The sequence below is a fragment of the Serratia sp. GW822-FHT06D09 genome (genome assembly GCF_058799515.1).
In genome coordinates this window covers 244,157-257,672 of record NZ_JBXALO010000006.1, presented here as the reverse complement: position 1 = coordinate 257,672, position 13,516 = coordinate 244,157, and the positions used below count along the sequence as shown (strand labels likewise).

The window sequence follows — 13,516 nt, the reverse complement described above, 5'->3', positions numbered from 1 at the left end:
ACCCTCTCCCTACTTTGCAGCGACCTCTGGCGCAGAACCGTTAATAAACAGCGCCATTGACTCAAGATGCCCCGTATGCGGAAACATATCCAACATCCGCACACGTGCAAGACGATAACCGGCGCTCAGCAGCACTTTGCTGTCGCGTGCCAGCGTGGTCGGGTTACAGGAAACATAAACCACCCGCTCTGGCGCCAGTTTAACAATATGTGACATCACTCCGGCCGCGCCCGCACGGGCAGGGTCCAGCATCACTTTATCAAATCCTTGTGCTGCCCAAGGTTGTTGCTCAACGTCCTCTTCCAGATTTTCATGGAAGAAGCTGGCGTTATTCAGCCTATTCTTATGTGCATTATATTGCCCATTCGCTACCAGTGTGGCAACACCTTCTATGCCTACCACCGCAGCGGCGCGTCGCGCCAACGGCAGGGTAAAATTGCCCATACCGCAGAACAGATCCAATACCCGATCATTGGGTTGAATACTGAGCCATTCAAGGGCCTGGGCCACCATTTGCTGATTTACGTGGTCATTTACCTGAATAAAATCACGCGGGCTGAAGTCTAAGCGTAGCCCGTCGACCTGATAATACGGCGTTTCACCGCACAGTTTTTCGAGGCTATCGCTGTCCGGCGCCAAATAAATGGTTACGTTTTTTGTCCGCGCAAAAGCCTGCAAGGCCTGGCGGTCATCCTCTTTCAAGGCGTCGAGATGGCGCAGAACCAGTACCGGGCCGTTATCTGCCAGCACCAGTTCGACATGCCCAAGTCGTCTGGCGACGTGCAATGCGCTCAGGCAAGATCGCAACGGCGTCAGTAATTGTTCCAGTTCAGGATGCAGCACCGGGCACTGCGTCACCGGCACCAGATCGCTGGATGCCGCCTGGCGAAAGCCCATCACCAGACGCTGCTGTTTGGGCTGCCACAACAGCCCGAGACGGGCGCGACGGCGATAGCCGTATTGTGGACCGGCGATCACCGGCTCCTGCTGCGGCGTAACGCCGGTTTCGCGAGCGATCATTCGCACCAGGGCCGCCGCCTTGCTCTGCTGCTGCAGGCTTTCATCCGCGTGTTGCTGCTGGCAACCGCCGCACACGCCAAAGTGTGGGCAGCGCGGTTCGACACGTTGCGGGCTGCGGCTGAGCAGGCGCTTTAACCTGCCTTTGGCAAACTTGTTTTTTTCTTCCGTGAGTTGGACTTCCGCCTGCTCGCCCGGTAATACCCCGGGGACGAAAATCGCTTTGCCGTTGTGGTGCGCCACGCCCTGACCGAAGGGATCGAGGTTGTCTACCGTCAGTGTTAGCACGGGAGAATTTTGCCGGGTCGTCACGCGACGTTTCGGAGAGTAGAATTGCGCCATATTTGTCGATTGAGTGCTGGTTCATTTAAAGTAGAGATTGTCCGGCAATTCTCCCACATTGGAAACCCATGACCAAATACAGCCTGCGGGCGCGCATGATGATCCTGATTCTGGCCCCAACGCTGTTGATTGGTCTGTTGCTCAGCACTTTCTTCGTAGTGCATCGCTACAATGAATTGCAAGAACAACTGGTTGACGCCGGCGCCAGCATTATCGAACCGTTGGCAGTGGCCAGCGAGTACGGCATGACGTTCCGCAGCCGCGAGTCGGTCAGGCAGTTGGTCAGTCTGTTACACCGCCGTCATTCAGATATTGTGCGTTCAATTACGGTATTTGATGCGCAGAATAATCTGTTTGTCACCTCCAATTACCATCACAACTTTACCCAGTTGCAGTTGCCGAAGGGGGTTCCGATCCCCACGGATCTGATGCTGACCCGGCGCGGTGACTCGTTGATCCTGCGCACTCCGATCCTGTCAGAGAGCCAATACCCGGACCAGGCTGCCAGCAGCGATCTCCAGCAGGACAACCGCCTGGGTTATGTGGCGATCGAGCTGGATCTGCAGTCGGTTCGCCTGCAGCAATACAAAGAGGTCTTCGTTTCCACCCTGCTGCTGCTGTTGTGCATGTGTATCGCCATTCTGTTCGCTTACCGTCTGATGCGCGACGTCACCGGCCCGATCCGCAATATGGTCAATACCGTCGATCGCATCCGCCGCGGTCAGCTCGACAGCCGCGTCGAAGGCTTTATGCTGGGCGAACTGCATATGCTGAAGAACGGCATCAACTCAATGGCGATGTCGCTCACGGCCTACCATGAAGAGATGCAGCAGAACATCGATCAGGCGACCTCCGACCTGCGCGAAACCCTGGAGCAAATGGAGATCCAGAACGTCGAGCTGGATCTGGCGAAAAAACGCGCCCAGGAAGCGGCCCGCATCAAATCCGAATTCCTGGCGAACATGTCGCACGAGCTGCGTACTCCGCTCAACGGCGTGATTGGCTTTACCCGCCAGATGCTGAAAACAGAAATGAGCGTCACCCAAACCGACTACCTGCAAACCATCGAGCGCTCGGCCAACAACTTGCTGACCATCATCAACGACGTGCTGGACTTCTCCAAACTGGAAGCCGGCAAGCTGGTGCTGGAACATATTCCGTTCTCGCTGCGTGAAACCCTCGACGAGGTCATTGTGCTGTTGGCACCGAGCGCCCACGAAAAAGGGCTGGAGCTGACGCTGGACGTGCACAACGACGTTCCAGAGCAGGTGATCGGCGATTCGCTGCGGTTACAGCAGATCATTACCAACCTGCTGGGCAACGCGATCAAGTTTACCGAAACCGGCAACATCGATATCCGTGTCGAACTGCGCGGCTTGCAAGACCGCCAGATTGAGCTGGAAGTACAAATCCACGACACCGGCATCGGCATCTCCGAACGACAACAGTCACAGCTGTTCCAGGCGTTCCGTCAGGCGGACGCCAGTATTTCACGCCGTCACGGCGGCACCGGCCTGGGGCTGGTGATCACCCAGAAGCTGGTGAAAGAAATGGGCGGCGATATCTGCTTCCACAGCCAGTTGAATCGCGGCTCGACCTTCTGGTTCCACATCACGCTCGATCTGCACGAAGGCATGCTGTCGCTGCCGCCAAGCCTGCCGGATCTGCAAGGCAAGACGTTGGGGTATATCGAAGCCAACCCGATGGCAGCGCAGGCGACGCTCAATATGCTGAACGTCACCCAACTGGTGATTACCCATTCACCTACGCTGGCCCAACTGCCGAAGAAACATTACGATTTCCTGCTGGTGGGCGTGCCAATCCCCTTCCGCGACAATATGGCCCAGCACGAAAGCAAGCTGCTGGCGGCTTTGAAAGTCGCCGACCGGGTGATTCTGGCGCTGCCTTGCCAGTCGCAAATCAACGCCGAAATGCTTAAACAACAGGGCGCCGCCGGTTGCCTGATCAAGCCAATCACCAGTAATCGCCTGTTCCCGCTGCTGCGCATGGAAACACCGCCGCGCATCACTGCGCTGCCGGAACGTAAACGCCTGCCGCTAACGGTGATGGCGGTTGACGATAATCCGGCCAACCTGAAACTGATCGGCACCCTGCTGGCCGAACAGGTGGAAAAGACCCTGCTGTGTGAAAGCGGGGAAGAAGCGCTGCTGCTGGCGCGCGATAACGTGCTGGATTTGATCCTGATGGATATCCAGATGCCCAACATTGACGGTATTCGAACCAGCGAGCTGATCCGCCAACTGCCGCACCACAATTCAACGCCGATCGTCGCCGTCACCGCCCATGCGGTCAGCGGCGAACGCGAACATTTGCTGCAGGCTGGCATGGATGACTATCTGGCCAAACCGATTGACGAAGCCATGCTGACCCGCGTGTTGGCCCGCTATCACAGCGGCGAACCCGACCCGGTAACGCCGGCACCCGTTCCCGTTAATGAACCGCCGTTGTCGCTCGACTGGGCCCTGGCGCTGCGTCAGGCGGCCAACAAACCCGATCTGGCCCGTGACCTGTTGCAGATGCTGCTCGACTTCCTGCCACAGGTTAGCGAACGCGTGCAAGCGATGCTCGACGGCACGCCGGACGCCGACATTCTGGATTTGATCCACAAACTGCACGGCAGTTGCAGCTACAGCGGCGTACCGCGTCTGAAACAGCTGTGTTTCTACATTGAACAGCAGCTGCGTCGGGGGGTAAGCAGCAATGATTTGGAGCCGGAATGGCTGGAGCTGCTGGATGAGATTGAGCTGGTCTGCCAGGCCGCGCGCGCTCATTTGGCCTGAAGTAACAGGCAATAAAAAGGCACGCCGTAGCGTGCCTTTTTGGTAAAAACCTGGGGTCATTACTGCATCAACAGGTACAGGCTGGTGTCACCACGCAGGATATTCAGCGCCAGCACCGAAGGTTTGCTGTCGAGGATCTTGCGCAGTTCACCCAGGTTCTGGATCGGCTGTTGGTTAACGCCCAGGATCACGTCACCTTTTTTCAACCCAATACGGGCGGCAGCGCTGCCGGCTTTAACGCTATCTACCTTCACGCCTTTCTGGTTGCCGACCTGGCCATTGCTCAGTTCGGCACCTTCAATACCGGTGTAAATATTGCCGGACTCAACCTGAGTCTGGGCGCTTTGTTCCAGCGTAACGTCCACGGTAACAGGCTTGCCGTCGCGCAGAATGCCCAACGACATTTTGCTGCCCACCGGCAGAGTGCCGATCTCCGCGCGGAACGACGCAAAGCTGGAAATCGCTTTACCGTTCATGGTAACAATCACGTCACCGGCCTTGATACCCGCCTTGGCGGCGGAAGACTTCGGCATCACCTGGCTGACGAATGCCCCGCGCTGCGCGTCCACTTTCATCGCTTTCGCCAGTTCAGAGTTCAGTTCGGTACCCATAATGCCCAATTCACCGCGTTTGACCTGACCGTACTCGACCATTTGCGCGGTCAGGTTTTTCACCATATTGCTCGGGATAGCAAAACCGATACCGATGTTGCCGCCGTCCGGCGCCAGGATCGCGGTGTTAATGCCGATCAGCTCGCCGTTAAGGTTCACCAAGGCGCCACCAGAGTTACCGCGGTTAATCGCCGCATCGGTCTGGATAAAGTTCTCGTAGTTCTCGATATTCAACCCACTGCGGCCCAGTGCAGAAACGATACCGGAAGTGGCTGTTTCACCCAGTCCATACGGGTTGCCGATCGCCACGGTGTAATCACCGACTCGCAGTTGCTCGGAGTCCGCCATCTTGATCGCCGTCAGGTTCTTGAAGTCTTTCAGTTGGATCAACGCAATATCGGAACGCGGATCCTTGCCGATCACCTTGGCGTCAAATTTGCGACCGTCGCTCAGTTGAACCTGGATTTTGTTGGCGTTATCCACCACGTGGTTGTTGGTGACGACGTAGCCCTTGGCCGCGTCAATCACTACCCCGGCGCCCAGCGCCTGGAATTTTTGCTGCGTGCCCTGATCAGGCGCCCCCGGTTCAGCGCCAGCGCCGCCCTGGCACATCGGCGAGCCCTGGAATGGCGAACCGTCCTGGCAGAACGGTGAATCCTCACCAAAGAACTGTTGGAACTGCTGCGGCATTTTCGGCGTATTGACCGTGGTGCTGCCTTCAACATTAATGCTCACCACGGAAGGCATCACTTTTTCCAGCATCGGTGCCAGGCTTGGCAATTGCTGGGTGCTGGAAGACGCGGTTTCTGCGGCGACGGCCGTCATCGGGCCCATCGCCATACCAATACTGAATGCCAATGCGCTCAGAACTAATGCAGTTTTTTTCATCTGTGTGTCTCTTCTAAAGTCGATCAGAAAGTATTAGGGTCTTTGTGCATAGTGAGAGCCTATTAATAACCCGAAGTTCCGGCGCAGATTATTGGTAATAGTAAACAAATATTGTCCGTCTTTACAAAACTCCAAATAAGCTCACGGCGCCAAGCAAACTGCTTAAAATAATATTTATTAGCGGAATGAATTATTCCGCTGCCATTAATCTGCGGTATTCGTCATAGGCATAAAGATCGGTCATGCCGCTGATATAATCCTGCAGCAAACGCGCACGGAAATAATACTCCCGGATCGCCAATTGCTCGGGCGACAGGTGCTGCAAACCTTCAATCGCTTCGATATACGCCAGACGATGTTTGGTCGAAAGCTTGTGAAACAGGCGCGTTTCTATCGGATAAGCACGATGGCTGTCTTCCTGTACCAGCCGGGTAAAGTCCGCCAAAGACATTGCCAGCAACGGGCTATAGATATCCAGCAGGCCACTGATCACCCGGTAGCCCTGCAGCTCCAGCTGTTCGACTTCAGGATGGTTGAAGACGTGTTTGAAGGCCACATTCTTGAATATTTTCAGCAGTTGGTAAGCCGGGCTGGAATCTTCCAACAGCGCCTGATTAAAGTTTCCCTGGAAAACCGCTTCCAGATTATCAATAAAACGCTGCGCCGCATGCGGGACCAAACGCGCCACGGTGAAAACTCGTAAATACATGAAGAATTGATCTTCGGTGCTGCGACGCGCCCCCCCGCGATCGATCTTGCGAAAAGCACTGGCCACGGTTTTATCAAACAGATCGCCCGGCGTTACCTCACCCCACTCCTGAGTTAAATGCTGGTAAAGCTGTTCGACGGTGAAAATGTTTTTTTCCACCGCGTCTTCCAAATCCGCCACGCAGTACGAAATATCATCAGCGGCTTCCATAATATAGGTCAGAGGGAAACGGTCGAACTCGCCCATATTCAACTCACGCCGCAACCGATCGACAAATGCCTCTTCCGCCAGATAAAAGCCCGGCTTTTTCATCAGGTAGTTGTGGCTGGCTGGAATATCGCTGGCCCAGTAGGCCGGGCGGGTATATTTCAGGATACAGCCCACCTGTGCATAGGTCAGGTTAAGCTTCAGCAGGGTATACACCAACCGGATTGCCTGGGCATTACCTTCGAAGTGGCTGAGATCGTGACGAATGCGGCTGCGCAGGCGGTTAAGATCGCTCTCACCTTCATGCAGACGCAATACGCTGACCTGGCAGCGATCGTTACTGGTGGGCTCACTGCCGCAGCTGGCAGGATCCAGCCGTTGCGCAAACCAGTCGTTAATTGCCGACTCGCCAAAATGGCCAAAAGGCGGATTACCGATGTCGTGCATCAAGCAGGCCATTTCGACAATGCTTTCAAAAGGATCGAGCAGTTTGGTCAGGCCGAGCTCGTCGATCCGCCCTGCCTGTTTGAAACGATTAAGGATCTCTTTGGCGATATGCCGTCCTACCTGTTGCACTTCCATGGAGTGCGTCAGGCGGCTGCGCACCGCGGCGTTGCGTTCGAGCGGGAACACCTGAGTTTTTTGCTGCAGACGACGAATGGCGGCGGAATTGACAATACGCCCGCGATCGCTCTCGAACTGCCGCACTATGTCGTATTCTTCTTCGGCTTCAATGGGGTTGCTGAAGGGCCGTTGGAAGCTGATTTTCTGCTTAAAGTCGATCCCGGACATCTGTTTCTCCGCCGTTGCGCCCAGCCCCCGTGATAACAATTCCCGACGGCATATGCAACGCATTATCTCTCTATGAGAGCCATGATAGACTATGGCGCAATTCCCACACCCAATCAGCGAGTGTTATTTATGAAAGTAGGCATCATCGGCGCAATGGAGCAGGAAGTCACCCTGCTGCGCGATCAAATCGAAAACCGTCAGACCATTCAACGCGCGGGCTGTGAAATCTATACCGGCCAGATCGGCGGCGTTGACGTGGCGTTGCTGAAGTCCGGCATCGGTAAGGTTTCTGCGGCCATGGGGACCACCCTGCTGCTGGAACACTGCAAGCCGGACGTGGTGATCAACACCGGTTCTGCCGGTGGCCTGGCCAGCACGCTGAAGGTCGGCGATATCGTGGTGTCCGAAGAAGTGCGTTATCACGATGCCGACGTGACCGCTTTCGGTTACGAACCAGGCCAAATGGCCGGCTGCCCGGCGGCGTTTGTCGCGGACGACGCGCTGATTGCCCTGGCAGAAAGCTGCATCAAGCAACTGGATCTGAACGCCGTACGCGGCCTGATCTGCAGCGGCGATGCCTTCATTAACGGCGCAGAGCCTTTGGCCCGCATTCGCGCGACTTTCCCGAGCGTGGCGGCAGTAGAAATGGAAGCGGCGGCCGTGGGCCACGTTTGCCACCTGTTCGGCATCCCGTTTGTCGTGGTACGCGCAATCTCTGACGTTGCCGACAGTGAATCGCACATGAGCTTCGACGAGTTCCTGGTGGTGGCCGCTCAGCAATCCACGCTGATGGTTAACGCCATGCTGCAGACCCTGGCTAAGCGCGGTTAATGTGACGCGACGCTTTTCAGCCCTGTTGTGGCTGCTGGCATTATGGGTGGCGCTGCCTGTCGGCGCTGCCCAGCGCGTGATCAGCCTGGCACCCAATACCACCGAACTTGCCTATGCCGCCGGCATGGGCGACACGCTGCTGGCGGTGAGCGCCTATTCAGATTATCCGCCAGCAGCCAAGAAACTCGAGCAGGTCGCCTCCTGGCAAGGCATCAATCTGGAGCGGGTACTGGCGCTAAAGCCGGATCTGATCCTCGCCTGGCGCGGTGGCAATCCGCAGCGAGTGCTGGATCAGCTCGCCGCATTCGGCATTCCGATTTTCTATGCCGACGCCACTACTCTGGATGATATCCCCCGCTCGCTGGATCAACTGGCCCAATACAGCCCGCATCCTGAACAGGCGCATCTGGCCGCAGAGGCTCTTCGTCAGCAAATTGCCGACCTGAAAAACAAATATCCTCACACTCAGCCAAGACGGGTCCTGCTGCAATTCGGCACCCAGCCCTTGTTCACCACTTCCGGTGCCACCCTGCAAAGCCAGGTGTTGTCGCTGTGCGGTGCGGAAAACATCTTTGCCGACAGCCGCATGCCATGGCCGCAAATCAGTCGTGAGCAGGTGTTGGCGCGTCAACCCCAGGCCATCGTTATTACCGGCGACCAAAAAGAGATTGCCAGCGTAAAAGCCTTCTGGGCGCCGCAACTGCAGGTACCGGTGATTGCGCTCAATGGCGACTGGTTCAACCGCGCCGGCCCCCGCATCATGCTGGCTGCGCAACAGCTGTGCAGCCAACTGGCGGAGATCCGTTAATGCTGGTGTTTTGGTTGGATATCCTGGGTACGGCGGTTTTCGCCATTTCCGGCGTATTGCTGGCGGGCAAGCTGCGGATGGATCCCTTTGGCGTGCTGGTGCTTGGCGTGGTCACTGCGGTCGGTGGCGGCACCATTCGCGACATGGCATTGGCTAACGGGCCGGTATTTTGGGTAAAGGATCCAACCGATCTGGTGGTGGCGATGATCACCTGCGTACTGACGCTGCTGCTGGTGCGCCAACCGCGCCGCTTGCCTAAATGGATCTTGCCGGTGCTGGATGCCGTCGGGCTGGCGGTGTTCGTCGGCATCGGGGTAAATAAAGCCTTTGCCGCCGATGCCAGCCCATTAGTGGCAATCTGTATGGGCGTGATCACCGGCGTTGGCGGCGGCATTATCCGCGATGTGCTGGCGCGTGAAATCCCCATGATCCTGCGAACCGAAATTTACGCTACTGCCTGTATTATCGGCGGCATCGTACATGCCACGGCCTTCGCCACTTTCGGTATGCCGCTGCAGCAGGCGATGATGCTTGGCATGGTCATCACGCTAGCCATCAGGCTGGCGGCCATTCGCTGGCACCTGAAACTGCCCGCATTTATCCTCGAGCGCTAATCCCACCCCGCCCGATACCGGGCGGAGTTTTATCACACCCCAACTCCCTAGAGCAGAATATTCGACCAATTAATAAACAAATGCTATTATCTGCGCCTGAAAAAATCAGGGAAAACAATGTAATGAACTTTTTAAGTTCAAGTTAACCATTCTCCCGCCCTGTTAAATTTTATTAACTTTTTGCCGATAAGCCATTATGTGATTGCTTACGGATGGCTTTGTCCTAATGATGAAAAATATTATCTTATTGTTCAGCGTACTGCTGTGCAGCTCTCTCGCTTACGCCGGTACCACCAGCGGCAAAATCGGCGTCAGCCTAACCTTAATGCCTATGTGCAGCGTAGATGTCAGCGACACCGTCCCTCAGGTGAAATGCGGCAACGCGACCGACACCCAACCTAAGGTGACCCGTAGCAGGTTACAAAACGAAAGCGGCAGTGAAACCTATCGAGAATTGGTCACCGTAGAATGGTAGCCATAAAAAAACCCGCAAACCGGTAGATTGGCGGGTTTAGTACTGCAGCACGCAGGATCAGACGCTGAAGGAAGATCCACAGCCGCAGGTGGTTTTGGCGTTCGGGTTAGTCACCACGAAGCGCGAGCCTTCCAGGCCTTCGGTATAGTCGACCGAGCCGCCCACCAGATACTGCAGGCTCATCGGGTCCACCACCAGCGCGACGCCCTGCTTCTCGATAGTCATATCACCATCGTTGACCTTGTCGTCAAAAGTGAAGCCGTATTGGAATCCGCTGCAACCGCCACCGGTAATGTAAACCCGCAACTTCAGATTCGGATTTTCTTCATCAGCAATCAGGACTTTAACCTTGCTTGCTGCTGCCTCGGTAAATTGCAGGGGCAGTGCTGTTTCATCACTCATACTCTTTACTCCCAACATTGTTCTGCATCAGGTCGCTACAATGGCGGCCGGATTAATGTTAATGATTATCCAATACCTGAGTGTTGCGTTCAAGTATTCACCGCATTTGTTGTATTTTCTTTACCTGTTTTATCGGCCGCCTCGCTGGCCTGCGACGCTTCCTGCCGTTGTAAGGTGCGGGCTAATATGGAGGAATACAACGGCTTGCCCCCGAGGAACTGCGCCACCAGCGTAGCACCCAGACAGGTAATTATCATTGGCAGGATGAGCTGGTAATTGTCGGTCATCTCCAGCACCAGCACGATCCCGGTCAACGGCGCACGCACCGTGGCAGCAAACAGGGCGCCCATGCCGGCAATAGCGAAGGTGCCGGCTTCGATGCCGTACTCGGGGAACAAATGCCCGCCAGCCAGGCCAAAGGCGGTGCCAAACAGCGTGCCCAACGCCAGCATTGGCGCAAAAATGCCGCCCGGTGCGCCGGAACCGAAACACAACAGCGTGGTGATCACTCGGGTGATAAAAATAAACATCAGCATGCCGACGCTATAGTTGCCCGCTGCGGCGATCGGGATCAGGCCAAAACCGCCGCCAGCGGCTTCGGGCTGGATCAGCCCCAGAATGCCGCAAATACCGCCGAGCAAACCGCCCATCAACAAAATTTTGCGCATTTTTCCGCCGTGCAGGCGAGCGAACATATCTTGCGTGCGGAAGACCAACGCGTTGAACATCACCCCCACCGCACCAAATATCGCCCCCAGCACCAAATACAGCCAAAGGGTATTGATCGGCGCCGAGGAAAGCTTGCCCACCGCAATCACCGAACCTTCCCCGTTGAACAGCTGGAACACCACGCTCGACATGATGACGCCGATAAACACCGCTTTAATCGAAATCAGGTTGTAGCGGAACTGCGGCCGCATCTCTTCAATGATAAACAAAATGCCCGCCAGCGGGGCGTTAAAGGCCGCAGACAGGCCGGCGGCTGCACCGGTTGCCAACAAAGAATGGCGCGCTTCGGCACCGCGCATGCGGAAGATATCCAGCACCATGCGCCCGACGTTGCCGCCCATTTGCACCGTAGGCCCTTCGCGGCCCAGCACCATACCCGCGCCCAAGGTGCCCATACCGCCGATAAATTTTACCGGGATCACCCGCCACCAGCGCACCGGACGCAGCTCTTCCAATGCCCCTTCGATCTCCGGTATGCCCGATCCCCCAGCCTCAGGAGCAAAACGACGTACCAGGTAATATCCCAACATCGCCAGCGCGGCGGAAAGAATAAAGGCCAGCGGCCAAACCAGGATCCAATAATCGGCGACCTGCGCCAGCGCGGAAAAGCGCTGCTGCTGCACCCAATCTACCGCCTTATCAAAGGCCACCCCGAGCAGCCCCGCCAGGGTGCCCACCAGCGCCGCCATAAACAGGATCGCCACCGGCGTTTTATCCCGACGTAAAAGCTGGCGCACTGCGTCACTGCGTTTTAGACGTGGGGCCTGCGCCACCCGCGGCTGTTGCTGTAATTCAGTCATAATGGGTTATTCATTAATGGAATTAAATGTAATACAAATAGGCTAGTTGATTATTCTAACCCACCCGCTAATCGATCGCCCCTCTAAATAGGTATCTGACTGTGATCGTTTCATATCGACGAACACTTCACTAGAATAGCGCGGTCAAATCATTCAAAAGAGAATCCAGGAGCCGTTCTATGAGCTTAAACAGCAAGTCCGAAAGTCTGTATGCCGAGGCAAAACAGGTAATCCCAGGCGGGGTTAACTCTCCGGTGCGTGCATTCAACGGCGTTGGCGGTGTGCCGCTGTTTATCGAACGGGCGGACGGGGCTTACCTGTTCGACGTCGACGGCAAAGGTTATATCGACTACGTCGGTTCCTGGGGCCCGATGGTGCTGGGACACAACCACCCGGCGATCCGCAATGCGGTCATTGAAGCGGCGCAGCGCGGCCTGAGCTTTGGCGCGCCGACCGAGATGGAAGTGAAAATGGCGGAGCTGGTTACCGAACTGGTGCCGACCATGGACATGGTGCGGATGGTGAACTCGGGAACCGAAGCCACCATGAGCGCCATCCGTCTGGCGCGCGGTTACACCAACCGCGACAAAATCATCAAATTTGAAGGCTGCTACCACGGCCATGCCGACTGCCTGCTGGTCAAAGCCGGCTCCGGCGCGCTGACCCTGGGCCAGCCTAACTCCCCGGGCGTACCGGCCGATTTCGCCAAGCATACCCTGACCTGTACCTTTAACGATCTGGATTCGGTGCAGGCTGCATTTGAACAATATCCTTCCGAGATCGCCTGCATCATCGTCGAGCCGGTCGCCGGCAACATGAACTGCGTGCCGCCACTGCCGGAGTTCCTGCCGGGCCTGCGTGCACTGTGCGACAAGTACGGTGCATTGTTGATTATCGACGAAGTCATGACCGGCTTCCGCGTGGCGCTGGCCGGGGCTCAGGCTCATTATGGCGTGGTGCCGGACCTGACCTGTTTGGGTAAAATCATCGGCGGCGGCATGCCTGTCGGTGCCTTTGGGGGCCGTCGTGAAGTGATGGACGCGCTGGCGCCAACCGGGCCGGTCTATCAGGCGGGCACCTTGTCCGGCAACCCGATTGCGATGGCGGCCGGCTACGCCTGTCTGACCGAAGTCTCTCAGGTCGGTATCCACCAGACCCTGACCGAACTGACCGATATGCTGGCGTCTGGCCTGCTGCACGCGGCTGAAGAAGAAAACATCGCGCTGGTGGTTAACCACGTTGGCGGGATGTTTGGCCTGTTCTTTACCGATGCACCGGCAGTGACCTGCTACCAGGACGTGATGCAGTGCGACGTAGAACGCTTTAAGCGCTTCTTCCACCTGATGCTGGAGGAAGGGGTGTATCTGGCGCCTTCCGCCTTTGAGGCCGGCTTTATGTCCGTTGCGCACAGCAAGGAAGACATTCAGCGTACCATCGATGCCGCGCGTCGCTGCTTCGCCAAACTGTAAGACGCATCAAGCCAATAAAAT

General features: G+C 56.5%; 11 protein-coding genes. 6 read left to right on the top strand and 5 right to left on the bottom strand.

Annotation, left to right across the window (positions count from 1 at the left end):
* Window positions 1-9: 9 nt before the first annotated feature.
* Complete coding sequence (gene rlmD / locus AC1RKG_RS16520) at window positions 10-1,359, bottom strand: 23S rRNA (uracil(1939)-C(5))-methyltransferase RlmD (protein WP_493183490.1); 1,350 nt, start codon at window positions 1,357-1,359, stop codon at window positions 10-12.
* 68 nt (window positions 1,360-1,427) lie between these two features.
* On the opposite strand from rlmD, the gene barA reads away from it, so the two are divergent.
* The gene (gene barA / locus AC1RKG_RS16515; RefSeq protein ID WP_115060073.1) at window positions 1,428-4,160 is read left to right on the top strand and encodes a two-component sensor histidine kinase BarA; all 2,733 of its coding nucleotides are present in this window, start codon (window positions 1,428-1,430) and stop codon (window positions 4,158-4,160) included.
* Between the two features lie 59 nt (window positions 4,161-4,219).
* Here the strand turns inward: barA and degP are convergent, their stop codons facing one another.
* Both degP and dgt read right to left on the bottom strand, forming a co-directional pair.
* Window positions 4,220-5,659: a serine endoprotease DegP gene (gene degP / locus AC1RKG_RS16510; RefSeq protein WP_020825236.1), complete on the bottom strand. Its 1,440-nt coding sequence runs from the start codon at window positions 5,657-5,659 to the stop codon at window positions 4,220-4,222.
* 190 nt (window positions 5,660-5,849) lie between these two features.
* Entirely contained in the window at window positions 5,850-7,367 is a 1,518-nt protein-coding gene (dgt, locus tag AC1RKG_RS16505) for a dGTPase (RefSeq protein ID WP_493183489.1), read from the bottom strand.
* A 129-nt stretch (window positions 7,368-7,496) separates the two neighbouring features.
* Between dgt and mtnN the strand changes: the two genes are divergently transcribed.
* The 4 genes from mtnN (at window position 7,497) to AC1RKG_RS16485 (ending at window position 10,095) form a co-directional block, all read left to right on the top strand.
* Complete coding sequence (mtnN, locus tag AC1RKG_RS16500; protein WP_187962288.1) at window positions 7,497-8,198, top strand: 5'-methylthioadenosine/S-adenosylhomocysteine nucleosidase; 702 nt, start codon at window positions 7,497-7,499, stop codon at window positions 8,196-8,198.
* A 1-nt stretch (window position 8,199) separates the two neighbouring features.
* Complete coding sequence (btuF, locus tag AC1RKG_RS16495; protein ID WP_129983319.1) at window positions 8,200-9,006, top strand: vitamin B12 ABC transporter substrate-binding protein BtuF; 807 nt, start codon at window positions 8,200-8,202, stop codon at window positions 9,004-9,006.
* A complete protein-coding gene (locus AC1RKG_RS16490; RefSeq protein ID WP_020825232.1) occupies window positions 9,006-9,620 on the top strand; it encodes a TRIC cation channel family protein in 615 nt (204 codons plus the stop codon). The genes btuF and AC1RKG_RS16490 overlap by 1 nt, the downstream gene beginning before the upstream one ends.
* Before the next feature lie 226 nt (window positions 9,621-9,846).
* Window positions 9,847-10,095, top strand: a complete 249-nt coding sequence (locus AC1RKG_RS16485) for a hypothetical protein (RefSeq protein ID WP_130016187.1) — start codon at window positions 9,847-9,849, stop codon at window positions 10,093-10,095.
* A gap of 57 nt (window positions 10,096-10,152) precedes the next feature.
* Here the strand turns inward: AC1RKG_RS16485 and erpA are convergent, their stop codons facing one another.
* Both erpA and clcA read right to left on the bottom strand, forming a co-directional pair.
* Window positions 10,153-10,497: an iron-sulfur cluster insertion protein ErpA gene (erpA, locus tag AC1RKG_RS16480; protein ID WP_004950184.1), complete on the bottom strand. Its 345-nt coding sequence runs from the start codon at window positions 10,495-10,497 to the stop codon at window positions 10,153-10,155.
* Between the two features lie 89 nt (window positions 10,498-10,586).
* Window positions 10,587-12,026 carry a H(+)/Cl(-) exchange transporter ClcA gene (clcA, locus tag AC1RKG_RS16475; RefSeq protein WP_048762936.1) on the bottom strand — a complete coding sequence of 480 codons (1,440 nt, stop codon included), beginning with the start codon at window positions 12,024-12,026 and terminating at the stop codon, window positions 10,587-10,589.
* Window positions 12,027-12,205: 179 nt separating this feature from the next.
* Between clcA and hemL the strand changes: the two genes are divergently transcribed.
* Complete coding sequence (hemL, locus tag AC1RKG_RS16470) at window positions 12,206-13,495, top strand: glutamate-1-semialdehyde 2,1-aminomutase (RefSeq protein ID WP_046374509.1); 1,290 nt, start codon at window positions 12,206-12,208, stop codon at window positions 13,493-13,495.
* Window positions 13,496-13,516: the final 21 nt, after the last annotated feature.